21 protein-coding genes and 1 pseudogene are annotated in these 23,242 nt (G+C 59.9%); 7 read left to right on the forward strand and 15 right to left on the reverse strand.

Annotated elements, in window-relative coordinates:
- Window positions 1-34: 34 nt before the first annotated feature.
- Window positions 35-379 (reverse strand): YggL family protein, encoded by a 345-nt coding sequence (locus AOA60_RS00355; RefSeq protein ID WP_016979277.1) that lies wholly within the window; start codon window positions 377-379, stop codon window positions 35-37.
- A 237-nt stretch (window positions 380-616) separates the two neighbouring features.
- Here AOA60_RS00355 and dacB point away from each other — a divergent pair, with 237 nt between their 5' ends.
- A complete protein-coding gene (dacB, locus tag AOA60_RS00360) occupies window positions 617-2,077 on the forward strand; it encodes a D-alanyl-D-alanine carboxypeptidase/D-alanyl-D-alanine-endopeptidase (RefSeq protein WP_099582691.1) in 1,461 nt (486 codons plus the stop codon).
- A 52-nt stretch (window positions 2,078-2,129) separates the two neighbouring features.
- Here the strand turns inward: dacB and AOA60_RS00365 are convergent, their stop codons facing one another.
- Window positions 2,130-4,529 (reverse strand): diguanylate cyclase, encoded by a 2,400-nt coding sequence (locus AOA60_RS00365; protein WP_099582692.1) that lies wholly within the window; start codon window positions 4,527-4,529, stop codon window positions 2,130-2,132.
- A 137-nt stretch (window positions 4,530-4,666) separates the two neighbouring features.
- Window positions 4,667-6,934, reverse strand: a complete 2,268-nt coding sequence (rlmKL, locus tag AOA60_RS00370) for a bifunctional 23S rRNA (guanine(2069)-N(7))-methyltransferase RlmK/23S rRNA (guanine(2445)-N(2))-methyltransferase RlmL (RefSeq protein ID WP_099582693.1) — start codon at window positions 6,932-6,934, stop codon at window positions 4,667-4,669.
- Window positions 6,935-7,466: 532 nt separating this feature from the next.
- Between rlmKL and AOA60_RS00375 the strand changes: the two genes are divergently transcribed.
- On the forward strand, window positions 7,467-7,682 hold the full coding sequence (locus AOA60_RS00375; RefSeq protein ID WP_002553055.1) for a ribosome modulation factor: 216 nt from the start codon (window positions 7,467-7,469) through the stop codon (window positions 7,680-7,682).
- 123 nt (window positions 7,683-7,805) lie between these two features.
- Here the strand turns inward: AOA60_RS00375 and AOA60_RS00380 are convergent, their stop codons facing one another.
- The 5 genes and pseudogenes from AOA60_RS00380 to sctC all read right to left on the reverse strand — a co-directional run bounded on the left by AOA60_RS00380 (window position 7,806) and on the right by sctC (window position 11,580).
- Window positions 7,806-8,825: a quinone-dependent dihydroorotate dehydrogenase gene (locus AOA60_RS00380; RefSeq protein WP_099582694.1), complete on the reverse strand. Its 1,020-nt coding sequence runs from the start codon at window positions 8,823-8,825 to the stop codon at window positions 7,806-7,808.
- A gap of 86 nt (window positions 8,826-8,911) precedes the next feature.
- Window positions 8,912-9,373, reverse strand: coding sequence for a transglycosylase SLT domain-containing protein (locus tag AOA60_RS00385; RefSeq protein WP_178075292.1), 462 nt, complete (start codon window positions 9,371-9,373; stop codon window positions 8,912-8,914).
- Entirely contained in the window at window positions 9,366-9,764 is a 399-nt protein-coding gene (locus AOA60_RS00390) for a winged helix-turn-helix domain-containing protein (protein ID WP_099582695.1), read from the reverse strand. The genes AOA60_RS00385 and AOA60_RS00390 overlap by 8 nt, the downstream gene beginning before the upstream one ends.
- 155 nt (window positions 9,765-9,919) lie before the next feature.
- Complete coding sequence (locus tag AOA60_RS00395) at window positions 9,920-10,141, reverse strand: FliM/FliN family flagellar motor switch protein (RefSeq protein ID WP_099582696.1); 222 nt, start codon at window positions 10,139-10,141, stop codon at window positions 9,920-9,922.
- A gap of 15 nt (window positions 10,142-10,156) precedes the next feature.
- Window positions 10,157-11,580: pseudogene (gene sctC / locus AOA60_RS00400) on the reverse strand (type III secretion system outer membrane ring subunit SctC).
- A gap of 273 nt (window positions 11,581-11,853) precedes the next feature.
- Here sctC and AOA60_RS00405 point away from each other — a divergent pair.
- The 5 genes from AOA60_RS00405 (at window position 11,854) to cobA (ending at window position 17,545) form a co-directional block, all read left to right on the forward strand.
- Window positions 11,854-13,080: a CmpA/NrtA family ABC transporter substrate-binding protein gene (locus AOA60_RS00405; RefSeq protein WP_099582697.1), complete on the forward strand. Its 1,227-nt coding sequence runs from the start codon at window positions 11,854-11,856 to the stop codon at window positions 13,078-13,080.
- Window positions 13,081-13,093: 13 nt separating this feature from the next.
- A complete protein-coding gene (locus AOA60_RS00410) occupies window positions 13,094-13,669 on the forward strand; it encodes an ANTAR domain-containing response regulator (protein WP_099582698.1) in 576 nt (191 codons plus the stop codon).
- A 224-nt stretch (window positions 13,670-13,893) separates the two neighbouring features.
- On the forward strand, window positions 13,894-15,105 hold the full coding sequence (locus AOA60_RS00415; RefSeq protein ID WP_099582699.1) for a NarK/NasA family nitrate transporter: 1,212 nt from the start codon (window positions 13,894-13,896) through the stop codon (window positions 15,103-15,105).
- Window positions 15,105-16,775: a bifunctional protein-serine/threonine kinase/phosphatase gene (locus tag AOA60_RS00420; RefSeq protein ID WP_099582700.1), complete on the forward strand. Its 1,671-nt coding sequence runs from the start codon at window positions 15,105-15,107 to the stop codon at window positions 16,773-16,775. The genes AOA60_RS00415 and AOA60_RS00420 overlap by 1 nt, the downstream gene beginning before the upstream one ends.
- Before the next feature lie 26 nt (window positions 16,776-16,801).
- Window positions 16,802-17,545: a uroporphyrinogen-III C-methyltransferase gene (gene cobA, locus AOA60_RS00425; protein ID WP_099582701.1), complete on the forward strand. Its 744-nt coding sequence runs from the start codon at window positions 16,802-16,804 to the stop codon at window positions 17,543-17,545.
- Between the two features lie 57 nt (window positions 17,546-17,602).
- On the opposite strand, the gene AOA60_RS00430 is transcribed toward cobA, so the two are convergent.
- The 7 genes from AOA60_RS00430 to AOA60_RS00460 form a co-directional block, all read right to left on the reverse strand.
- On the reverse strand, window positions 17,603-18,583 hold the full coding sequence (locus AOA60_RS00430; protein WP_003175517.1) for an OmpA family protein: 981 nt from the start codon (window positions 18,581-18,583) through the stop codon (window positions 17,603-17,605).
- Window positions 18,584-18,690: 107 nt separating this feature from the next.
- Window positions 18,691-19,281, reverse strand: coding sequence for an RNA polymerase sigma factor SigX (gene sigX, locus AOA60_RS00435; protein WP_099582702.1), 591 nt, complete (start codon window positions 19,279-19,281; stop codon window positions 18,691-18,693).
- Window positions 19,282-19,368: 87 nt separating this feature from the next.
- Entirely contained in the window at window positions 19,369-20,193 is an 825-nt protein-coding gene (locus tag AOA60_RS00440) for a mechanosensitive ion channel domain-containing protein (protein WP_003175519.1), read from the reverse strand.
- A 2-nt stretch (window positions 20,194-20,195) separates the two neighbouring features.
- Window positions 20,196-20,441 (reverse strand): hypothetical protein, encoded by a 246-nt coding sequence (locus AOA60_RS00445; protein ID WP_025854229.1) that lies wholly within the window; start codon window positions 20,439-20,441, stop codon window positions 20,196-20,198.
- 86 nt (window positions 20,442-20,527) lie between these two features.
- Window positions 20,528-21,523, reverse strand: coding sequence for a zinc transporter ZntB (locus AOA60_RS00450; protein ID WP_099582703.1), 996 nt, complete (start codon window positions 21,521-21,523; stop codon window positions 20,528-20,530).
- Between the two features lie 24 nt (window positions 21,524-21,547).
- Window positions 21,548-22,039: a ribonuclease E activity regulator RraA gene (gene rraA, locus AOA60_RS00455; RefSeq protein WP_017527456.1), complete on the reverse strand. Its 492-nt coding sequence runs from the start codon at window positions 22,037-22,039 to the stop codon at window positions 21,548-21,550.
- Between the two features lie 187 nt (window positions 22,040-22,226).
- Window positions 22,227-23,216 carry an alpha/beta fold hydrolase gene (locus AOA60_RS00460; RefSeq protein ID WP_099582704.1) on the reverse strand — a complete coding sequence of 330 codons (990 nt, stop codon included), beginning with the start codon at window positions 23,214-23,216 and terminating at the stop codon, window positions 22,227-22,229.
- Window positions 23,217-23,242 lie beyond the last annotated feature (26 nt).

The raw sequence follows: 23,242 nt of genomic DNA on the forward strand, positions 1-23,242 counted from the left end.
AACGGCGACCCTCAGGTCGCCGTTTTTTTCAGTATCACTTAGCCGCGTTGATCGGCTTTTCCGGATACCACACGTCCAGCAACGGGCTGACTTCAGCCTTGGTCAGCTCGGAACGGGTTTTCAGCCAGGCTTCGACGGCAGCGCGCTGCTCTTCGGAGACCGAACCACGCTTCTGCAGGCAAACCAGACCGAAGTCATCGCCGCCGACATAGCCCAGACCGTTGGCTTCCATGGCTTCTTTGATGAATGCTTCGAGGAAAGCGTCGATAGCTTCTTCACTCAGGCCTTCGTTGAAGTCCAGGTTCAGTTCGAAACCCAGCTCTTGAAATTCATCAACGCACAGTTTTTTGCGCAGACGCTGGGAACGGTTAGTCGCCATTGGAACAATCCTCATAAGTAATAACGGGCGGCACTTTAGCAGTTTAAGGCGGCAATTGCCCGACTCTCTGGGACAGGCGGTGCAATGCCTGCAAAAAAACGCCGATTTCCAGCTATGGTTCAGCTACAAGTGCGCCCACCTTGGGGCATAATGCCGACACTTTCATGACCAATGAGGGATTTTTCTTATTTACCCCTCACCTTTTTCACCCTCCTCAGCAGTAGGGTTTTACTTCTTATGATCAAATCTTTGCGTTCCGTATTTTTTGCCGGTTTTATTCTGCCACTGGCGTTTTCCGTCTCCGCTGCCCCCGTCAACACCACCCTGCCACCAAATGTCCAGCAGGCACTTGCCAAAGCCAAGCTGCAAAACACCGCCCTGTCCCTGGTCATGATTCCTCTGAATGGCCCCGGCACCCCCACGGTTTTCAATGCTGACGTCTCGGTGAACCCCGCCTCGACCATGAAGCTGGTCACCACTTACGCGGCTCTGGAGATGCTCGGCCCCAACCACCAGTGGAAAACCGAGTTCTACACCGACGGCACGCTCAGTGGTGGCGTGTTGCACGGCAACCTTTACCTCAAGGGCGGCGGCGACCCCAAGCTGAACATGGAAAAACTCTGGCTGCTGATGCGTGACCTGCGCGCCAATGGAGTGCAGCAAGTCACCGGCGACCTGGTGCTAGACCGCAGTTTCTTCAACCAACCGCAATTGCCTGAATTCAATGACGACGGTAACGACGAGAACAAACCGTTCCTGGTCAAGCCGGATGCGCTGCTGGTCAACCTCAAGGCCCTGCGCTTTGTGACCCGCAACGACTCGGGCCGCGTGATTGTGTCGGTCGAGCCCCCCATTGCCAGCATCCGCATCGACAACCAGGTCAAAGTCTCCAACGCCAAGCAGTGCACCGGCGACGTGCGCTACAACCCGGTCACTGCCGCCGATGGCAGCATGACAGTGACCGTCAGCGGACAGTTGGCCGAAGGCTGCAGCTCGCAGACGTACCTGTCGCTGCTCGACCATGCCACGTACACCGCCGGCGCCGTGCGGGCAATCTGGCAGGAACTGGGCGGCAGCATCCAGGGCCGTGATATCCAGGCGCCCGTGCCCAAGGATGCCAAGGTGCTGGCCCGTGCATTCTCGCCGGACCTGGCGGAAATCATCCGCGACATCAACAAGTACAGTAACAACACCATGGCCCAGCAGCTGTTCTTGAGCCTGGGCGCCCAGTTTCGCAACGATGCCGACGGCGATGATGCCAAGGCCGCGCAGCGCGTAGTGCGCCAATGGCTGGCGAAAAAAGGCATTACTGCGCCACATCTGGTGATGGAGAACGGCTCCGGCCTGTCCCGTGCCGAACGGGTCAGCGCCCGTGAGATGGCGGCGATGCTGCAAGCCGCCTGGAAAAGCCCCTACGCTGCGGAGTACATCAGTTCGATGCCGATTGCCGGCACCGACGGCACCATGCGCAAACGCCTGAAGACCACGGCCATGCGCGGCGAAGCCCACGTCAAGACCGGCACCCTGAACACCGTGCGCGCCATTGCCGGGTTCAGCCGCGACAACAACGGCAATACCTGGGCGGTGGTGGCGATTCTCAACGATCCGAAGCCATGGGGCGCCTCGTCGGTGCTGGATCAGGTGCTGCTGGACCTGTATCGCCAGCCTAAACTGGCAGCGGCTGCGCCTGTGCTCTAAATAACGACATCGATCCAAGGTGGGAGCTGGCTTGCCTGAAAGACCCTGTTAATCAAGCCCGAAGCCGCTCCGCCTCCACCCGATCCCTGCCCGCCTGCTTGGCCACATACACAGCCGAGTCGGCGCGCAGCAACAACCCGTCAATACACTCGTCGATCCGCCAACTGGCCACGCCAAAGCTGGCGGTGACGATGCCCACCGTTTCCATCGGCTCGTTGCGTAGTGACTGCCACAGCTCCATCGCCAAGCTATAGGCGTGCTCCCCATCCGTGTGGGGGCACAGCACCATGAACTCCTCACCACCCAGCCGGCAGAACACATCGGTGCGGCGCAAGCGTTCGCTGATGCGCTTGCACAACTCCTGTAACACTGCGTCGCCGACCGCGTGCCCGTGCTTGTCGTTGATGCGCTTGAAGTGGTCAATATCGAGCATGATCACCGACAACGCCCCATTGGTCCGGTTGAGTCGCGCCATTTCGGCCCTGAGGCGGTCCTGGAAGTAGCGGCGGTTGTGGATCCCGGTCAGTGAGTCAGTGATGGACAGCGCACGCAACTCCTCTTCAACCCGCTTCAAATCGGAAATGTCCGACACATAGCCATGCCACAGCGTACCGCCACCCGGTAATTCTTCAGGGGTGGCCTCGCCGCGAATCCAGCGCAAACCGCGCTGCGGCAACAGCACCCGGTATTCTTCACGCCAATGGCTCAACTGCAATGCCGACAGGCGAATCGAGGCGCGTACCCGCTCCAGGTCCAGGGGGTGGATACGCTCGAAGACCTTCTTCGCGTCCTGCTGCAACACCCCGGTTTCGATTTCATAAATGTCGCGCATGCCATCGCTGGCATAGATAAACCGCCAGTTTTCGTGGGGCTCAAGGGTGAACTGGAAGATCCCGCCCGGCACATGGGCGCTGAGTTTCTTGAGCAGGCGGTCGCGGGCCGCCAACGCTTCGTACGCCCGTTTCTGCTCGGTAATGTCCAGGTAGATCGCCAGGTGCCCGATCCACAAACCGTGATCATCCAGCAGCACCGTGGCCAGCATGGTCACGGTCAACTGGCTGCGGTCCTCGCGCACCAAGGTCCATTCGCGGGCTTCGTGCAGGTTGTCGGGGCTCTCCACCAGCATCGCCTGGCTGGCCGGGATTCGCTTGCCCAGGGCCACGCTCAGGCTGGCAGCACGGGCTTCCAGTTCCGGCGCCAGGTGCAGGCTTTCAAGGGTCAATTTGCCCACCACCTGCTGGGCGCATAACCCGAGCATCTGCTCGGCACCGGCGTTGAAGGTATTGATAACACCGCGCAAGTCGGTGGCAATGATTGCCACCTGGGTCGCAGCATTCAGCACGCTGCGCAATTGACCGTGGGCACCGCGCAACTCCTGCTCACGCAGACGCAACTGCACGGTGCGCTGCTCCACCAGTTTCACGGCGCGCTGACGCTGACTGACCAGCACATAGAGCAAAGCGCCGAGCAACAGGCTGAGCAAGCCGCCCATGGTCAGGATAGTGGTCAGGGAGGAATGGTTGGACTGGTCGAACACCTGGCTCGGACGCAAGGTCAGGGCATATACATGGTCACCCAGGGTAAGACGTCGCGCACCGAGCAGGTCGCTGCTTCCCACGGTATTGCTGGTCTCATAGAGCACGCGTTTGTCCAGGTCGGATGTATCGACGATCTGCATCACCAGGTTGTCCCGTTCCGGCTTGGGCAAACCATCGGCCACTAACTGACGCATGCTGATCACCGCCATCACGTAGCCAAAGGGCTCGTTCTGGGACTGATCGGAGGTGGGCAGGTGGCTGACCGGCGCCACCAGCAACACACCGGTAGCGTAGGCAGGCTCGACGCCGACCAGTTGCATGGGCTGGGACACCGCCAGCTTGCCGCTCTTTTGTGCACGTTCAAGGGCTGAACGCCGCAGCGGTTGAGCCAGCAGATCAAAACCCAGGGGTGAGCCCAGCAGGCTTTGGGTCTGACTGTAGAGCACCGGCACGTATTCATCGCGTTCGCGCGCCGGAACCAGCTCACCGGCAGTATTTAATTCACGGATGACAAAAGACACGCCGCGCTGCTGGGACACCGCGTGTTCAAACTGGCTGCGCTGATCGCGAAACACCCGCGGCGCCCAAGAATAGGCACGGGTGCGCAACAGTAAAGGCTGGGCGAAACCATCGAATTCTTCGCGAGACACTTCGTCGGAATTGACGAAAAACCGCCGAATGCTGTTGAGGCGCTGCTCCTGATCGTCGAAGCGTTCCTGCAGACGGGTATAGCGCTCGTTGACCAGCAACTGAAAACGCTGGCGCACCTGTTGTTGATAGAGGTCGGAGGCCGCCCAGGCGACTATGAGCGTCAGCGCACCGCCGGCCAGAAACACCACCAATGCCACCAGCCAAGCCGACGCCTGCTCACTGATAAAACCTAGGATTTTCGGGCGAACGGCTTGCATCGGCATAAGCAACACTCACAACGCCAGCGTGCGGGGGTGTCACTTTGGCTAGGCCTTAAGTTATAGCCATCGGCCCAGGGTTTGACCAGCGCAAAAAAGCCGCAAGACCGGAATAAACCAGGCTTGCGGCTTTAGGTTGTTGGTTATCCGCGCGCCGTGATTTTCCAGGCGCGGTGGATCTTGGCGTTGCGCGCAAAATCCGGGTCGAGGGTCTTGTCGCTGATTTCCTCGACGGCGTAGCGTTCGCTGAGGTTGTCCTCCAATACGAACTTGCGGAAGTTGTTCGAGAAGTACAGCACGCCACCCGGTGCCAGGCGCGCCATGGCCAGATCCAGCAACTGCACGTGGTCACGCTGCACGTCGAAGATACCTTCCATGCGCTTGGAGTTGGAGAAGGTCGGCGGGTCGATGAAGATCAGGTCGAACTCATCACGACTGGCTTCCAGCCACGCCATCACGTCGCCCTGCTCCAGGCGGTTTTTGTCGGAAAAACCGTTGAGGGAGAAGTTGCGACGTGCCCAGTCCAGATAGGTCTTGGACAGGTCAACGCTGGTGGTGCTGCGCGCGCCGCCCTTGGCAGCGTGCACGCTGGCGGTAGCGGTGTAGCAATACAGGTTGAGGAAGCGCTTGCCGGCCGCTTCCTTCTGAATGCGCATGCGCATCGGGCGGTGGTCGAGGAACAGACCGGTATCCAGGTAATCGGTGAGGTTGACCAGCAGCTTCACGCCGCCTTCACTGACCTCGGTGAACTTGCCTTGGGCGCTCTGGCGCTCGTACTGCTTGGTGCCGCTCTGGCGCTCGCGACGCTTGACCACCACACGGCTCTTATCGATGTTCAGCGCCTGGGGGATAGCCGCCAAGGCATCGAACATGCGTGCGGAGGCTTTTTCCGGGTCGATGGACTTCGGTGCGGCGTATTCCTGTACGTGCACCCAATCGTGGTAGAGGTCGATGGCCATGGAGTATTCCGGCATGTCGGCGTCGTACACACGGTAGCAATCCACGCCTTCACGCTTGGCCCACTTGCCCAGCAGCTTGAGGTTCTTCTGCAGGCGGTTGGCGAACATCTGCCCGCCTTCGCTCAGGCGCGCCTGCTCGACCACGGGGGCCGGGGCTGGCTTGATCGGATTGCCGTTCTTGTTGTATTGGCGCTCTTGTGGCTCCACCGGGGCCTGATCGTAAGCGGCTTGCTCACGTTCGGCCTGGCGCTGCTCCGGGGTGCGGCGCTCGCCGGTGACAAACTGGTCTGGGTTGACCTTGATCAGCAGCAGCTTGCACGGCAAGGCGCCGTTCCAGAACGAATACTGCTTGTGGCTGCGGATGCCCATGCGCTTGCCCAGGTCCGGCGCGCCGGTGAACACCGCCGCCTCCCAACCCATGCACGCCTGGCGCAGCCGCTCGCCGAGGTTCTGGTAGAGGTACAACAGGCTGGCTTCGTCACCCAGGCGCTCGCCGTAGGGTGGGTTGCAGATCACCAGGCCTTTCTGGTTCTGGTCCGGGCGCGGCTCGAAAGTGCCGACTTCGCCTTGGTACACCTTGATCCAATGGCTCAGGCCAGCACGCTCGATGTTATTGCGCGCAGGCTGGATCAGCCGTGGATCAGCTTCGTAGCCACGCACCCACAGCGGGGTCTTGTTCATGCCGATGGCGGCACGTTCAGTGGCCTCGGTGTGCAGTTTCTTCCACAGCGCCGGCACGTGGCCAAGCCAGGTGGTGAAGCCCCACAGTTCGCGATTGAGGTTGGGCGCCATGTCGGCGGCAATCATCGCGCCTTCGACCAGGAACGTACCCACACCACACATCGGGTCGGTCAGCGCGCCGCCTTCGGCAGCGATGCGCGGCCAGCCGGCACGGATCAGGATCGCGGCCGCCAGGTTTTCCTTCAGCGGTGCTGCGCCCTGCTGCAGGCGGTAGCCGCGTTGGTGCAGGCTGTGGCCGGAAAGGTCGAGGGAGAGGATCGCTTCGCCACGGTCCAGGCGCAGATGGATGCGCAGGTCCGGGTTGATCTTGTCGATGGACGGGCGCTCACCGGTCGGGGTGCGCAGCTTGTCGACGATTGCATCCTTGACCTTCAGCGCGCCGAAGTGGGTGTTGTCGATGCCCGAGCCGTGACCGCTGAATTCCACGGCCAGGGTGCCGTCGCTGACCATATGGTCGGCCCACTCGATATCCAGCACGCCGTGGTAAAGGTCTTCGGCGTCCTTCATCGGGAAGCGCTTGAGTACCAGCAACACGCGGTTGGCCAGGCGCGACCAGAGGCAAAGGCGGTAGGCGGTTTCCATGTCGGCCATGCCGCGCACGGCCGAGGTGTGCTCGCGGGCTTCCTCAAGGCCAAGCCCGACGGCTTCCTCGATCAGCAGGCCTTCGAGGCCCTTGGGGCAGGTGAGGAAGAGTTCAAAACGGTCCGACATGGGGCAATCCAAGCTTTTCAGCAATAAATGAACGGGCGACGCATCGCCGGCTCGGTTTTCAATCAAGCACTTTTCTTGAAGAGTGCCCGCGTGGCACGAATGTGCCGTCCCACCCCGTCTGACGGGCCCTTGAGCCTTTATTGACGGGGCAGAGTGAATTTTTGAAGCAACAAAAAGAAATATTCCGACCCTTCGTCGAATAGTAACCGACCGCAACAGGGGGACATTCTCACTAAAGGATTAAATCCTTCCTCTGTGCAGGGTGCATCATAGCTGGCTTTGCTGCACAAATGGGGCGAAAAGCCATCCCAGCTTATGGCTATAGCATCGTTATCGTTACGTGCTTATGACAAAACGATCATTGAATCCATGTGACCTATTGGTTAGAACTCAACACAGGTTGGCGCCGTAACGACGTCGACACCTAGGCTCGCCACGCCGGCAGCGGGCCCACCAACGGCAGAAAAACTCTGCCCGGCCTCAGACGAGGCCGAAGGATATCAAGACAGTCAACAAGTGAGGGAAACACCCTATGAGAAGACTTAAGCGTGATCCGTTGGAAAGAGCATTTTTACGCGGATATCAATATGGCGTTCATGGCAAATCCCGTGAGCTTTGCCCATTTACTCTACCGTCGGTACGCCAAGCCTGGATCAACGGCTGGCGAGAAGGACGCGGCGACAACTGGGACGGTATGACTGGCACTGCGGGAATCCACAGACTCAACGAACTTCACGCCGTCGGCTAATCAAGGGCACTTAATTCCGACATCACCACGAATATGTAACGACTTAACCACGCACGTCCTATCCGGGCGGCGGGCTTCGGCCCAGGGGGCTCCTTTATGGAGCCCTTTTTAATGGGCGATCCTTCAACGCAATGCGGCGATGGCATCCACCGATTGACGAATCAGCGCCGGGCCCTTGTAGATAAAGCCGGAGTACAGCTGCACCAGGCTTGCGCCGGCGGCGATCTTCTCGGCCGCATGCTTGCCTTCGGTAATACCACCCACCGCAATAATGGGCAGACGCCCGGCCAGCTCAGCAGCCAGTACCTTGACGATGTGAGTGCTCTTGTCCCGCACCGGCGCACCCGACAGGCCACCTGCTTCATCGCCATGGGCCAACCCTTCGACGCCAACACGGCTGAGGGTGGTATTGGTGGCGATCACCGCGTCCATACCGGAATCCACCAGGGCCTGAGCCACTAGCACAGTTTCTTCGTCGCTCATGTCCGGGGCGATCTTGATTGCAAGCGGTACGCGCTTGCCATGGCGCAGAGCCAAGTCTTCCTGGCGCTGACGCAACGCTTCGAGCAATTGCTTGAGGGAATCACCAAACTGCAAGCTACGCAGGCCCGGCGTGTTGGGCGAGCTGACGTTGACGGTGACGTAGCTGGCGTGGGCGTAGACCTTGTCCAGGCAGATCAGGTAGTCATCGACTGCACGCTCGACCGGTGTATCGAAATTCTTGCCGATATTGATGCCCAGGATGCCCTTGTACTTCGCTGCCTCAACCCGCGACAGCAGGTGATCGACGCCGAGGTTGTTGAACCCCATGCGATTGATGATCGCCTCCGCTTCCGGCAAACGGAAAATACGCGGCTTGGGGTTACCCGGTTGCGGTCGCGGCGTCACGGTGCCGATCTCGACAAAACCAAAGCCCAGTTGTGCAAAACCATCAATGGCCGCGCCGTTCTTGTCCAGGCCGGCGGCCAGTCCGACCGGGTTAGGGAAGTCGAGCCCCATTACCGACACCGGCATCTTTGCCGGGGCCTTGCATACCAGGCCATTAAGCCCCAGACGGCCACCGGCGCCGATCAGGTCCAGGGACAGATCGTGGGAGGTTTCCGGGGAGAGTTTGAACAACAGCTGGCGGGCCAGGGTATACATGGGCGGGCTAGACTCGGATGGCGGCGAAAGGTGGCGGCGATTATAGCCGGGGTGACGGGCTGCACGCGAGGCGTGCCGCCCAAACGTCAATAGCGCTGCTGTACCAAAGCCTCATAACGCCCCCAGACTTTTTCTGCATAGCGCATGCGCAGCGCCTCACGCAGTGGCCCGGGACCTGGTCCGGCGTTGTAGGCCCCCACCGCCGTCCAGTTATAACCAAAGCGCTGGATGAACTCGACCAGTATCGACGCCGCCACTTCCACCGAGAGGCAGGGTTCACTCAACAGCCGCTCTTCGGTGATGCCCAGCTTGAGCAAACGAGGCAAGTGGATGCTGTTGATCTGCATCAGACCAATATCCCGGGTGCCATTACTGTTGGCGTTATTCATCGCGTCTGGTCGATAGCCCGACTCCACGGCAGCGATCGCTTGCAGCAACTCCGGCTCGATATCGTAGCGACGGGCCGTTTCCTCCCAGCAAAAGGCCAAGGCCTGATTGCCATTCATCAAGACCCCAAGCAACAGCACTGCGCGCCACACCTTACCCATGGTTGACTTGACCACAGGCCGAACACACATGCTCCTGGTGCCCGGTGCGACCTTGAACTGGCGACACAGCCCTCACCGGGCAGGTAAAGCGATACCCTCGACCGTATATCGTCTTGATAAACCCCTTGTCTGCACCCAAGTGCTTGCGCAACGAATAAATGCACCGCGTCAGCGATTCTTCGGCGACCTCCCCTTGGGGCCAGGCCAGCTCCAGCAATTGATCCTTGGTCATCAGCACGCCACCTGAGACCAGCAGCAAACGCAACACATGCCACTCCTTGGGCGGCAGTTGCACATCAACGCCCTCGCCGGTGAGACGGCCATCGCCATGCAGGGTCCACTGGGAAAAGACTTGGGAATTCACCGTCACTCCATCACTCACGACGGCCATATCTACCTCGGCATCCGACTACTGACATTGAAGCCCCTATTTCCACTACCGGCTCTAGCGCCCATCTCACAACTATAAAAACCTGCCTTACATTCCACCGTAAGAAAAAGCCCATATATTCAGGACTTTTCAGGGCCTACCCGTAAGACTTTTCTCTACCCGCCAGCGGCTCCCACCCCCTCGTAAACTTCGTGCAGTTCTACCCCTAGTCGGTCCTCCAACTGCACCAGTTCACCCAAGGCGAACAACAGGCCATCAACCCGTAATTCCACACAGTGAATAACCTCAGGCGCCAACGGCAGCACCTTCCCAGGCGCAAAGGCTGCCAGGCGCCTGCGACTGACCCGTTGTTCCTGTAGAAGAATTTCCAAATGCATGGGCTAACACCTTGTTCACGGAGAGATATCGCGACCCGGACGCACAAACGCACGCTGCACCCGCTCGTATTGAGCCGCCGTCAACGGGGGCGCACCAAGGCCTGATCCCGGCGACTTCAACTCGCTGTCCACGGCCCTGGCCTGAATCACAAACAGGCGAACCTTGGCGGCTCCCGACGCTACCGTGCTACGGCTCGACTCGCGCGCCTCGCGGCTAAACGCGCCCAGCCACAGGCGCTTGCCCTGTGGCACCCGCACCACGCTGCTGATACCCACCCTCGCGACCGCAGCCGGTTTTGCGCCCCGCCCTGCTTCGCTCAGTTGGCGACCATCCTCAATGTGGAGCAGCATCTCGATCTGGTTCGCTTCGGCGAAACGCGGCAGCACGCTTGTGCGCCATAACGCACAGGCCTCCAGTCGGCTGAGTCATCTCCGGGATGGGGCAGGTAAAAGGTGTGGTTGTCCTGAAACACCGCCGGCACGTTCTCCTGGGTGAGGATCACCGGTAACGTCGTCACCCTCGCTCGCCGCCGGCGTTCCAGAGCGGCGATTTGCGCCATCAGACGCTTATCGTCCAGCGGCGCCAGAATTCGCGTGGCCTGAGTTTTGGCGTCCTTATCCCAGGCAGGGTCGAGCTTTTTCAGTTCGTCACGATCGACATCCACCATCCATAACGAAACCTCGACAGACCGCTTGGGTGTATCCAGTTCTGCCACCAGTCGCTCGATAACACTCAACTGCGCAGGTTTGCCCTTGATCAGCAGGCTGTTGGTATCCGGGTAGGCGATTACGGCCAGACTCTTGTCTGCCAGCGGCCCCTTCTGTTCAGCAGCCAGCACGGTTTTGATCGTCGACGCGATTCCCGGCACGGTGACCGTTTCGTTGCCCATGCCGTACTCGCGGTCTGCCACATGCGTATTGAGCACCTGCACCACTGCGAACGCCTGGGTACCTGCGCGTAAATCGGCACGCTCGCGGTCCATCAATTGGGCCAGGTGCAATACGTGGTCGACATAATTGGGCGGGCCTGACACGTAAAACGTCCGCGCCCCACTCACCCGCAACGGATAGCGTGTTTCATCAATCCCCGCGCGACGCATGAGGCTGCGAAACCTGTCAACGGAGATATGCCGCAACGCCACTGCCGAGCTTTTTTCCTCACTTGCGTCATAGAGATAAAGCACCTGGCCATCGCTGTACCAGATCAAGCTGTATTGCAATGCAAGCGTCTCCAGCGCGTGTTGAGGCGTATCGAGATCAATGAGTTCACTGATGCGTGTCCGCGCTACGTCACGGCTCACAACGATGGGCAGGCCTAAAGGCACGGACAAGACGGTAAAGACGGTATGCAGGCTTTCGTCCTGTGCCTGATAGGTATCCCCCCAGGCGCCGTTGCCGCCCAGCATCAATGCGGCAAGCAGGAGCCAGAAGCGGGGCATCATTACGGTGAAGTCAGCGTACACCTTGGGTTTCCTGGCCGGTCCGGCAGTGAGAAGCGGCCATACTGAGAGGGCGCCCACTTTCAATCTTGATGAAAAGTTGACGGCCGACCGTCCTTGTCGGCCCGTGGCATGTGCCTTGCTTTGCACTCTGTATCAGAGCCCACTCCAACGGCGGAACGGGCTTACGGACAAAGGCGTCGTTACCCGCAATGGCCTCGCATCGCCATCTGAGGGAACGACGCTTTTTTTTGAAAGAAAAGGTAGGTGTTGATGAACGATTCGGTAGGCAGCAGCCCGACGAACGACCCGCGGGCCTGGGTCAACGGCAGTGATGCTCCGGAAAAGAGCAGCCTCGACCTGGGCTTCATGGCTCTGAGCGATTGCGCCTCACTGGTGGTGGCCGCCACCCAGGGCTTCGCACAACCCTATGGCCTGACACTCAACCTCAAGCGCCAAACTTCGTGGGCCAACCTGCGGGACAAACTGGTCAGTGGTGAATTGGACGCCGCCCACAGTCTGTACGGGCTGATCTATGCCGTTCACCTGGGCATTGGCGGCGTTGCGCCCACCGACATGGCCGTGTTGATGGGATTGAACCAGAACGGTCAAAGCATCAACCTGTCCCACGGCCTGCAACAGCAAGGAGTGGTCACTCCTGAGGCGCTGGACCGTCACGTGCACCAAAGCCGAACAAAACTGACCTTTGCCCAGACCTTTCCCACAGGTACCCACGCCATGTGGCTGTACTACTGGCTGGCGAGTCAGGGCATTCATCCGTTACAGGATGTGGACAGCGTGGTGGTACCGCCCCCGCAAATGGTCGCGCACCTGCAGGCCGGACGGATTGATGGCTTTTGCGTCGGAGAGCCCTGGAGTGCCAGCGCAGTCGCACAAAATCAGGGGTTTACCCTGGCAACCACCCAAACGATCTGGCCGAACCATCCGGAAAAAGTGCTCGGCTGTACCCAGGCCTTCGTCGACCAATACCCCAACACTGCCCGTGTGTTGGTCATGGCCATTCTCGAAGCCAGCCGTTTTATTGAAGAAAGTACCGAGAACCGGCGTTCCACCGCGCAATTGCTCAGCGGCCGCGAGTACCTTGACGCACCGCTCGACTGCATCGAACCCCGTCTGCTGGGTACTTACGATGACGGCCTGGGCAACCACTGGCAGGACCCCCATGCCCTGCGTTTTTTTGCCGGTGGCGAAGTGAACCTGCCGTACCTCTGCGATGGCATGTGGTTCATGACCCAGTTTCGACGCTGGGGCCTGCTGCGCGATGACCCTGACTATCTAGGCGTTGCCCGCCAGGTCCAGCAATTGGCGCTTTATCGCCAGGCGGCCGACGCCTTGGGCATCACCCCGCAAAGCCAGGACATGCGCAGCAGCCAGTTGATCGACGGCAAGGTCTGGGACGGCTCGGATCCCGTCGGCTACGCCCACAGCTTCCGGCTGCATGCCCTCGCCGACCACGCCAACCGCCAAGCCTTGCGCTGACAGGAGCACATCTATGCTGCGAATCCTGTTGATCAATGACACTCCGCGCAAGGTCGGGCGCCTGCGCACAGCACTGATCGAAGCCGGCTTCGAGGTGATCGATGAATCCGGACTGACCATCGACCTGCCAGCACGCGTCGAAACAGTGCGCCCAGATGTGATTCTGATCGATACCGAGTCACCGGGCCGCGATGTGATGGAGCAAGTGGTGCTGGTCAGCCGCGACCAGCCCCGGCCGATCGTGATGTTTACCGATGAGCACGACCCGAATGTGATGCGCCAGGCCATCAAGTCCGGGGTCAGTGCCTACATCGTCGAGGGCATACAGGCCCAGCGCCTGCAACCGATCCTCGACGTGGCCATGGCCCGCTTTGAAAGCGACCAGGCCTTGCGCGCCCAGCTTCACGAGCGTGATCAGCAACTGGCCGAGCGCAAGCGTATCGAGTTGGCCAAAGGTCTGTTGATGAAAATGAAAGCCTGCAATGAGGAAGAGGCCTACACCCTGATGCGCCGCCAAGCCATGAGCCGCCAGCAGAAACTGATCCAGGTGGCCGAGCAGATTATCGCCATGAGTGAGTTGCTCGGCTGAACACTCGTAGAAGGTTGGCGCAGGACTTGCTAAGTAATCATCACAGGTAACCAACGGCGGTTGCCCCTCCACGACAAAGACGTCGCACATCCGGTTTGCCCTCGCGAACCCGGTGGCGGCGTTTTTTCGTTTTGGCCCCCGCAGCACGGGGCCGGTGGGGCGGCCTTAGCTGGCTGTTCCATCACCAGGCCTTCTTACAAGACTCCCAACCGTTGAGGTGCGTGATGAAATCAAGCTTCTGGAAATCCGGGCACACCCCGACCCTGTTTGCCGCGTTCCTGTATTTCGACCTGAGCTTCATGGTCTGGTATTTGTTGGGCCCGCTGGCAGTGCAGATTGCCGCCGACCTGCACCTGACCACGCAACAACGCGGCCTGATGGTAGCGACGCCGATCCTGGCGGGCGCTGTGTTGCGCTTCTTGATGGGCATGCTGGCCGACAAACTGTCGCCCAAGACAGCCGGGCTGATTGGCCAGGTGATCGTGATCGTGGCGTTGTTCGGCGCTTGGAAACTAGGCGTTCACAGCTACGAACAAGCCTTGTTGCTGGGACTGTTCCTCGGCATGGCCGGCGCATCCTTTGCCGTGGCATTGCCGCTGGCGTCCCAGTGGTACCCGGCCGAGCACCAGGGCAAGGCCATGGGCATTGCCGGTGCCGGTAATTCGGGCACGGTGTTCGCGGCGTTGCTGGCCCCGGTACTGGCGGCGGCATTCGGCTGGAGCAACGTGTTCGGCTTTGCGCTGATCCCGCTGATCCTGACCCTGATCGTCTTCGCCTGGCTCGCAAAAAATGCCCCTGAGCGGCCAAAAGCCAAGTCCATGGCTGATTACTTCAAGGCCCTGGGCGACCGCGACAGCTGGTGGTTCATGTTTTTCTACAGCGTGACTTTCGGCGGCTTTATCGGCCTGGCCAGCGCCCTGCCCGGCTATTTCAACGACCAATACGGCCTGAGCCCCATGACCGCCGGCTACTACACCGCCGCCTGCGTGTTCGGTGGCAGCCTGATGCGCCCTCTGGGCGGCGCACTGGCCGACCGTTTCGGCGGGATTCGCACGCTGCTCGGCATGTACAGCGTCGCTGCCATCTGCATTGCGGCAGTCGGCTTCAACCTGCCCAGCTCCTACGCGGCACTGGCTCTTTTCGTCTGCACCATGCTCGGTCTGGGCGCGGGCAATGGCGCCGTGTTCCAGTTGGTGCCACAGCGTTTTCGTCGTGAGATCGGCGTGATGACCGGCCTGATCGGCATGGCCGGCGGCATCGGCGGTTTCGCCCTGGCGGCGGGCATGGGTGCTATCAAGCAGAGCACCGGAAGCTATCAATTGGCCCTGTGGTTGTTCGCGAGCCTGGGCGTGCTGGCCTGGTTCGGCCTGCATGGCGTCAAGCGCCGCTGGAGGACCACCTGGGGTTCGGCGGCCGTGACCGCCGCGCGCGTCTGATGAGCCTGCAACTGAGCGTCGCCCACGCCAGCGCCATCGGCCCACGGGCGGAAAACCAGGACGCGCTGCGGGTGGTGACCCCCGCCGCGGAACTGGCGGCGAGCAAAGGCTACCTGTGCGCCATGGCCGACGGCGTGAGCCAGTGTGCTGACGGTGGCCTGGCCGCCCGCTCGACCCTGCAGGCCCTGGCCCTGGATTACTACGCCACGCCGCAAACCTGGGGCGTGGCCCAGGCACTGGAGCGCTTGCTGCTCGCACAGAACCGCTGGCTGCAGGCCAATGGCGGTGGTCAGCCGTTGCTGACCACCCTCAGTGCCCTGGTCTTTCGCGGGCAGCGCTTCACCCTGGCCCATGTCGGCGATTGCCGGGTGTATCGCTGGCTGGACGGCGAGTTGCAGCGCATCAGCGAAGACCATGTGTGGGAGCAGCCGGGCATGCAGCATGTGCTCAAGCGCGCGCTGGGCCTGGATCAGCACTTGGTGCTGGATTTTCTCGACGGTCAATTGCGCGAGGGTGATTGTTTCCTGCTGCTCAGCGATGGCGTGTGGGCGACCCTGGGCGATCACAGCATCAGCGCAATCCTGCGTGAACAAAGTGACCTGGATCTGGCGGTAAACACTCTAGTCAACGCCGCGCATCTAGCAGGTAGTCAGGACAATGCCAGCGCGCTGTTGGTGCGTGTCGACACCCTCGGCGAAGCCACCCTCGGCGATGCTTTGGTGCAGTTGCAGCAATGGCCCTTGCCACCGCCTTTGAAAGCCGGGCAACACTTTGAAGGCTGGCAAGTGGACGCCGTGCTGGCGCAAAGCAGGCAGTCATTGTTGTACCGGGTACGCGACGCCCAGCAGCAACCCTGGCTGCTGAAAACCCTGCCCTTGAGCCGCGACGATGACAGCGACGCCGGCCAGGCATTGCTGTCGGAAGAGTGGTTTTTGCGGCGGGTCGCCGGTCGGGCGTTTCCTGAAGTCCATGCGGCCAGCGGGCGTCAGCATTTGTACTACGTGATGCGTGAATACCCAGGGCAGACCCTCGCCGAGCTGTTTGAGCGGCAAGGCCCGCTGCCTCTGGCGCAATGGCAGGCGGTGGCCGAGCGCTTGCTGCGCGCAGTGGGCATGCTGCATCGACGGCAGATTCTGCACCGCGATATCAAACCGGAAAACCTGCTGCTGGGGGATGACGGTGAATTGCGCGTGCTGGATTTCGGTCTGGCCTACTGCCCCGGCCTTTCAGAGGACCGCGCCCATGTGCTGCCTGGCACCCCTAGTTTTATCGCGCCCGAAGCGTTTAATGGCGACAGTCCTACGCCCCAGCAGGATTTATACAGCGTAGGCGTCAGCTTGTATTACCTGCTGACCGGGCATTACCCCTACGGTGAAATCGAAGCCTTCCAACGGCCCCGGTTTACCCAGGCGGTCAGCGCCAGCCGTTATCGCCCCGACCTGCCGGACTGGCTACCGCTGAGCCTGGAACGGGCCGTGGCCGCTCAACCCGCGCAACGCTACGAAACCGCCGAAGAGTGGTTGCGGGTATTGGAGCAGGCGGATCGCCAGGAATTGAACATTCGTCCCCGGCCGTTGCTGGAGCGAGAGCCGTTGAAGGTCTGGCGAACCCTGGCGCTGCTGTCGATGTTCCTCAATCTGGTGCTCCTCTACTCACTCTTTCACAGCTGACGCAGTCTCAACGCGAGGGAAAACACATGAACGCAAAAGTCTGGCTGGTGGGCGCAGGCCCCGGCGACCCGGAGTTGCTGACCCTCAAGGCCGTACGAGCCATGAACGAAGCCGATGTGGTGTTGATCGATGATCTGGTCAACCCGGCCGTGCTGGAGCACTGCGCCGGGGCTCGCGTGATTACCGTGGGCAAACGCGGCGGCTGCCGTTCTACACCGCAGGACTTTATCCACCGCCTGATGCTGCGTTATGCCCGCCAAGGAAAATGCGTAGTTCGGCTCAAAGGCGGCGACCCGTGCATTTTCGGACGGGGTGGCGAAGAGGCCATATGGTTGCGCGAGCGCGGCGTCGAGGTGGAATTGGTCAATGGGATCACCGCAGGGTTGGCGGGAGCGACGAACTGCGCGATTCCTCTGACGTTACGCGGTGTCAGCCGAGGTGTGACCCTGGTCACGGCGCACACTCAGGACGACAGCCGGCTCAATTGGCGCGCGCTGGCTGAAGGTGGCACGACATTGGTGGTGTATATGGGGGTGGCCAAGCTGGAGGAGATTCGCCAGCAATTGCTCGAAGGTGGGATGGCAGCGGATATGCCGGTGGCGATGATCGAAAATGCATCACTGCCCCAGCAGCGCGAATGCCGCAGCGAGCTGTCGCGGATGCACGAGGATGCCCACGCCTTCGCGTTGAAGAGCCCGGCAATCCTGGTGATCGGCAGCGTTGCCGCCACGGAGCAGGCTGCTCACTTTGCAGCACAGGCCAGTGCCTGAGGCAAATTCCAGGCGAAAAAAAGCCCGGCCTGAGCCGGGCTTTTTTCTACTCAGTAATTACTGAGCTTGAGCTTCAACCGACGCTTCTACGCGACGGTTAACAGCACGACCTGCTTCAGTTGCGTTGTCAGCAACTGGGCGGGATTCGCCGTAACCAACAGCAGTTACACGGCTAGGAGCAACGCCGTCTTTAACCAGGACTTGCTTAACAGCGTCAGCACGACGCTGGGACAGCTTCTGGTTGTAAGCGTCTGGACCTACGGAGTCAGTGTGACCAGCAACTTCTACGTTGGTAGCTGGGTACTGAGCCATGAAGTCGGCCAGGTTTTTCACGTCGCCGTAGCTGTTAGGCTTAACAACGGCCTTGTCGAAGTCGAACTTAACGTCCAGCTCAACACGAACAACCTGAGCAACTGGAGCTTCTGGCTCTGGAGTTGGCTCTGGAGCTGGTGCTGGGGTAGGAGCTGGAGCAGCTGCGCCAGCGTTACCGCCGAAGTTTACGCCCAGGCCGACCAGTGCGGAGTAGTCCCACTTGCCGTTGTCCAGACCGTAGTCAGCTTCAACACCGGCACGAGCGTACAGGTTGTTGGTGAAGTAGTACTTCACGCCAGTACCAACGGTAGCGAAGGTAGTCTGGTCGCGACCGCTGTGGCCGTCAGCTTGAACGTTGGTACGGCTCTGGTGGCCGAAACCGCCTTCTACGTATGGACGCAGGCTGTCAACGCCAGCTTGACCGAAGTGATACTGGGCAACCAGGCTGCCGGTATCGCCTTTGATCTTCTGGTTACCAGTACCGTCGTTCGAACGGGTGTGGTTGGTTTTGTCGTAGGACAGGTTCAAGGACAGGTCGTCGGTCAGGAAGTAACCGATGCGAGCGCCAGGATTGAAGCCGTCTTCGATGTGCTTGACGCTATCGTTGTACTGCTTCTTGTAGAACAGCTCGCCTTCAACTGCGCCTTGGCCTTGTGCCAGAACGCCGAAAGAAGTTGCGGCAATAAGAGAACCAATGGCCAAGCCCAAGGTGTTTTTCAGTTTCATCCGTTAAATCCCCATCTGGTGATTGTAAAGCAGTCCCACAAACCGGGGGACAACTCGGCGACAAGTCTAACAGAACTTGCCTACACGTAAGAGATATTTGCCACGCACTAAGTTTCAGTCTCGCCCGCAAATTTCTCACGTAATTTATCTAGAGCACGTTTGTAACGCATTTTTGTAGCACTCAAACCCATGTGCATGATGTCAGCGATTTCCTGAAATTCGAGCTCTGCGACGAAACGTAGCACCAGAATTTCCCGGTCAATCGGGTTCACATACACCAGCCAGCGATCGAGTCCGCCCTTTTCCTCGGGTGCCGGCGCCTTCTCTTCGGTCGCCTCCTCAAGGGGGTCCAGACTCAAAGCGTCCATCAAGCGACGCTTTCGCCGTTCCTTCCGATACTGCGTGATGCACTCGTTGTAGGTGATGCTGTACAGCCATGTCTTGAACTTCGATTTGCCCTCGAAGTTCTTCAGGCCGTACAGCACCTTCAGCATCACTTCCTGACAGACATCGTCCGCATCTCTATCGTTCCCTAAATACCTTGAACAAACGTTGAACAGAGTGCGTTGATACCTGCGCATCAATTCTTCGTACGCGCGAGTTACGTGAAACAGCTCCGTGTGCGAGCGCGCGACCAACTCCTCATCAGAGAGCTCACGGGGGTCGTAGCGCGTGGACAGCGTTTGGGCTTTATTCAAAACAAGTCGTGCCGACAGTCAGGTCAATGTCCGCTACAGCCCGGTCAGCCGGGTTTGCGGCGGCGTACATTAGCAGGGTTTACCGGGTTAGCGGCTACTGACCTGCTGCTCAAGGAGAATCCGATTGGACAACGACACCAGGTCACCGTCATCGGTCAGCACTGTTGTCTTGACTGTGCCGATCTCTTCGATTTGCCCTTCGACCTCGCCTACACGCACCTGTTGCCCTACCTGATACAGCTCACGCACATAGATTCCCGCAAGAATCTGGCCGGCAATTTCCCGGCTTCCCAAGCCCATGGCCAGCGCAACGGCCAGACCAACGGTAATCAAAACGATCACGATCACATGGTTGAGCAGGTCAGTCTTGACCTCCAACTGGCTGATCGCGACCGAAATACTGATGATGATCACCAGCCCCTGAGCGATCCGCCCCAGGCCAGCAGCATAGTCCAGCCCCACGCCTTCGGCAGCGCCGCGCACCAGCCCATTGGCCAGTTGCGCCAGCAGAACACCTACCAGCAGCACCAGCGCACCACCGAAAACCTTCGGCAAATACAGCGCCAGCATGTCGAGCGTAGCTGAAACTCGCTCAAGTCCAAGGGATTGAGCCGCAGAAACCAGAAAAATCAGCAAAACGAACCAATAAACGATCTTGCCGATCAACGTGGAGATCGGCACCTGCAGCCCGGCGCGTCCCAGCAGCTTGGTCAGGCCGGTGCCTGCCATCAGGCGGTCGAGGCCGAGTTTTGCAAGCAATTTGGACAACAGGGTGTCGAGCAATTTGGCGACGACAAAACCCAGCAATACCAGGACCAGCGCACCAAACAGGTTGGGAATGAAATTCGCCACCTTGGTCCACAATGCGGTCATCGCGGTGACCAGGCTCTGGGTCCAGAGATCAAGTTCCATATTCAATCAGCCTTATCAGCAGTGCGAGCAAGAGGTTTACGACGAGAAACCGGCGATACGTGGGCCGAACCGTTGTTCAGGGCCATCATCAAGGCCGGCACCCAGCGGCCGAGCAGACCGAACAGGTCACCCGCGCCCACCTGGCGGTTAGCGGTTTTCAACACGCGGCCCAGGCAGGCATCGTCGTCACGGTTGGACGGCGAGGCATTGAGCATGTCACGTAAAGACTGTTCGAACGGATCGTGCATAGAGACCTCTCGCAAGTGATTTAAAAGACGAGGGTAAAATTCCTGGGGTCACATAGGACCCTTCCTACGTTCAGCTGATATTCAGCTCAAACCCAGCGTAATCGTCGAAATAGCCACCATTGTCCGAGCGCTACAGACACCATTAACAGGCACGCCACCATGAATCCGTAAGGGCTCTCAGAGAACGGTATACCGCCCACATTTATACCCAGCAACCCCGTCAAAAAGCTCATGGGCAAAAAGATCCCGGTGATGATCCCGAAGCGGTACATGGTGCGGTTCATGCGCACGCTCAAGCGCCTGTCTTCGGCCTCCAGCACCAGCCCCACGCGCTCGCGGGTCAATTCGAGCTCTTCCAGATAGCGGGTCAGGCTGTTATTCAATTCGTTCCAGTAGTCGGCATCGTCGTCGCAGAACCACGGCAATTTGATCCGCGTCAGTTGGGCAAAGATGTCCCGCTGCGGTGCCAGGAATCGCTTGAGCCCGGCCGCTCGCCGGCGGATCTGCAACACGCTGCCGTGCTCCGGAGTGTACCGTTCGTCGGTATCGAGTTTTTCTTCCTCGGTATCCACGATTTCAGACAGGTCCGTGACCAGATCCTGCACCTTGTTGGTCAGGTACTGCGCCATATAAAGGATGAGTTCGGACGCGGTTTTCGGCCCTTTGCCCTCTGCCAGTTGCACCAGCAGTTCATCGGTCGCCCGCAACGGGCGAAGACGCAGTGAAATCACACGGCTCGCGGCGGCGAAGATACGCACCGAAACCATATCTTCCGGCTCCGCGCCGGGGTTGAGGTTAACCCCACGCAGGAACAGCAGCAGCTCGGCCTCCGGCAACGGCAACAGGCGCGGGCGGGTGTTCTCCTCCAGCAGCAGGTCACAGGCGAACTCGCTCAGGCCACTGGATTTACGCAGCCAGGTCTGCGTTTGCGGGTGGCTGCGATCCCAATGCAGCCACAGGCTTTCCTGGGGCTGCAGTTGCAAGTCATCGAGCTCAGTCCGGGCAATCGAACGCGCACCGCCTTTACCGTCCAGCACCAGGGCATGCACCAGGCCCCACTGCGCGTTTTCTTCCTCGAACATCCTCACCCCGTCGTTTATTGCGGTTTATTCAGGCATTTTCAACGGACTTGGCGACACGATCACGCCATTATTGTCCGCATAGATGTACTCACCCGGACGGAAGGTCACGCCGGCAAACGTGACCACCACGTTCAGGTCACCGATACCGCGCTTGTCGGTCTTCATTGGATGGCTGGCCAGGGCCTGCACGCCAAGATCGGTCTGCGCTATGACATCGACATCACGGATGCAACCGTAGATCACCAGCCCTTCCCAGCCGTTTTTCGCGGCCTTTTCGGCAATCATGTCGCCCAACAACGCACGTCGCAGGGAACCGCCGCCGTCGACCACCAGCACCTTGCCGGCGCCCGGCTGGTCGGCTTGCTCCTTGACCAACGAGTTGTCTTCGAAGCACTTGATGGTGACGATCTCGCCACCGAAGGAGTCTCTGCCGCCGAAATTGCTGAACATCGGCTCGACCACCTGCACCAGTTCCGGGTAGGCGTCGCACAGGTCGGGGGTCACGTAATGGTTCATCGAAAAATTCCTTTCTGCCAAAGAAGTGTCTTTCAAAGAAGTATCGGTCGGAGCGGACGGGGAACATCCCATTCGCTTCGCCGCAACGCAAGAGCCACTGCGCGACTGAATATGACCAGAAGCGTTCAGCGCGTCATATCTTAGCCGCAACCTAGCACGAGCGAAACGCCCTTGGCAGAGCGCTGCGTCAAACCGTCGCCAGCACCTCGGCCGGGGCGCCAAACAACGGTGTGAGCGGGTCTTTCAACCATTGCGCCACCAGTGGCCATACTTCGGTTTGGGCGGCCTTGCTCACAAGCATTTCCACATGCCCGAAATCACCGGTAAACCCTTGCTGGCGACCCAGGCAAAGGTATTGGCGATGCTCAGAACCGATTTGCTCGAACAGCTTGCGACAGGCCCAGTCAGGGTCCTGATGATCACCGGCCGCACTGACGGCCAACACTGGCACATCGACGTCTGCCAGGCCTTTCCACCAATCCTGCTTACCCTCGCCAAAGCGTCCAAACAGGCCATTCCAACGCATGGCTTCGATCAGCACGCCCGCCGGTTCGTCCTCCGGGCCGCGCTTGAGGCGTGAGCCGGACAGCTCTCCAAAGCGCTTCAGAAGCAATCGACCGGTCCATTCCACCGGCGGCAGTTTCAGGGGCCAGTGGGTGCGACTGACCTGGCAACCAAACAAGGCCACCGACGCCACTGCCGGTGCGCCCAGGTGCTGACCACCCAGCGCCGCCGCCAAGGCTGTACCGCCCAGGGAGTGGCCGATCCAATGGGGGATCTGGGCACTTTGCTCGCGCACAAACGCGCCGATGGCCGGCAAATCATAGCGCGCGTAGTCGGCAACCCGATTTTTCGCATAGTCATGGTTGCGCTTGGACAGGCCATGGCCGCGCATTTCCGGGATCCACACATCAAACCCCTGGCGCGCCAGATAAGCGCCCAGGCCGATGCCTTTGGGCGAATACCAGAAGCGCCGGTTGGAAAAACTGCCGTGCAACAAAATAACCGGAATGCCCCGGTTTTCCGGGACATCGGCCAAGCCTAAACGGGTAACCGCCAGCTCGACAGTGCCGTCGGGGCTGTTACCGGGTTTGAGGCGGTACACGTCTTCACTCAGGTCGCCACGACGTTCAGCGCTGATCAGGGCGACGGGAAACAGGTTGCTGCTGCTTTGCATAATGCTCTTGCACAAAAAAGGGCGAC

Source organism: Pseudomonas sp. 2822-17, assembly GCF_002742485.1.
GTDB lineage: Bacteria > Pseudomonadota > Gammaproteobacteria > Pseudomonadales > Pseudomonadaceae > Aquipseudomonas > Aquipseudomonas cyclaminis.

Bases quoted from the DNA above. Each gene is read 5' to 3' on its own strand.
- AOA60_RS00390 (WP_099582695.1), bottom strand. From the start codon at position 9,764: ATGGCCGTCGTGAGTGATGGAGTGACGGTGAATTCCCAAGTCTTTTCC.
- AOA60_RS00395 (WP_099582696.1), bottom strand. From the start codon at position 10,141: ATGCATTTGGAAATTCTTCTACAGGAACAACGGGTCAGTCGCAGGCGC.
- rlmKL (WP_099582693.1), bottom strand. From the start codon at position 6,934: ATGTCGGACCGTTTTGAACTCTTCCTCACCTGCCCCAAGGGCCTCGAA.
- AOA60_RS00405 (WP_099582697.1), top strand. From the start codon at position 11,854: ATGAACGATTCGGTAGGCAGCAGCCCGACGAACGACCCGCGGGCCTGG.
- AOA60_RS00415 (WP_099582699.1), top strand. From the start codon at position 13,894: ATGAAATCAAGCTTCTGGAAATCCGGGCACACCCCGACCCTGTTTGCC.
- AOA60_RS00365 (WP_099582692.1), bottom strand. From the start codon at position 4,529: ATGCCGATGCAAGCCGTTCGCCCGAAAATCCTAGGTTTTATCAGTGAG.
- AOA60_RS00460 (WP_099582704.1), bottom strand. From the start codon at position 23,216: ATGCAAAGCAGCAGCAACCTGTTTCCCGTCGCCCTGATCAGCGCTGAA.
- AOA60_RS00440 (WP_003175519.1), bottom strand. From the start codon at position 20,193: ATGGAACTTGATCTCTGGACCCAGAGCCTGGTCACCGCGATGACCGCA.
- AOA60_RS00430 (WP_003175517.1), bottom strand. From the start codon at position 18,583: ATGAAACTGAAAAACACCTTGGGCTTGGCCATTGGTTCTCTTATTGCC.
- AOA60_RS00355 (WP_016979277.1), bottom strand. From the start codon at position 379: ATGGCGACTAACCGTTCCCAGCGTCTGCGCAAAAAACTGTGCGTTGAT.
- AOA60_RS00445 (WP_025854229.1), bottom strand. From the start codon at position 20,441: ATGCACGATCCGTTCGAACAGTCTTTACGTGACATGCTCAATGCCTCG.
- AOA60_RS00420 (WP_099582700.1), top strand. From the start codon at position 15,105: ATGAGCCTGCAACTGAGCGTCGCCCACGCCAGCGCCATCGGCCCACGG.
- rraA (WP_017527456.1), bottom strand. From the start codon at position 22,039: ATGAACCATTACGTGACCCCCGACCTGTGCGACGCCTACCCGGAACTG.
- cobA (WP_099582701.1), top strand. From the start codon at position 16,802: ATGAACGCAAAAGTCTGGCTGGTGGGCGCAGGCCCCGGCGACCCGGAG.
- AOA60_RS00450 (WP_099582703.1), bottom strand. From the start codon at position 21,523: ATGTTCGAGGAAGAAAACGCGCAGTGGGGCCTGGTGCATGCCCTGGTG.
- AOA60_RS00380 (WP_099582694.1), bottom strand. From the start codon at position 8,825: ATGTATACCCTGGCCCGCCAGCTGTTGTTCAAACTCTCCCCGGAAACC.
- dacB (WP_099582691.1), top strand. From the start codon at position 617: ATGATCAAATCTTTGCGTTCCGTATTTTTTGCCGGTTTTATTCTGCCA.
- AOA60_RS00385 (WP_178075292.1), bottom strand. From the start codon at position 9,373: ATGGGTAAGGTGTGGCGCGCAGTGCTGTTGCTTGGGGTCTTGATGAAT.
- AOA60_RS00410 (WP_099582698.1), top strand. From the start codon at position 13,094: ATGCTGCGAATCCTGTTGATCAATGACACTCCGCGCAAGGTCGGGCGC.
- AOA60_RS00375 (WP_002553055.1), top strand. From the start codon at position 7,467: ATGAGAAGACTTAAGCGTGATCCGTTGGAAAGAGCATTTTTACGCGGA.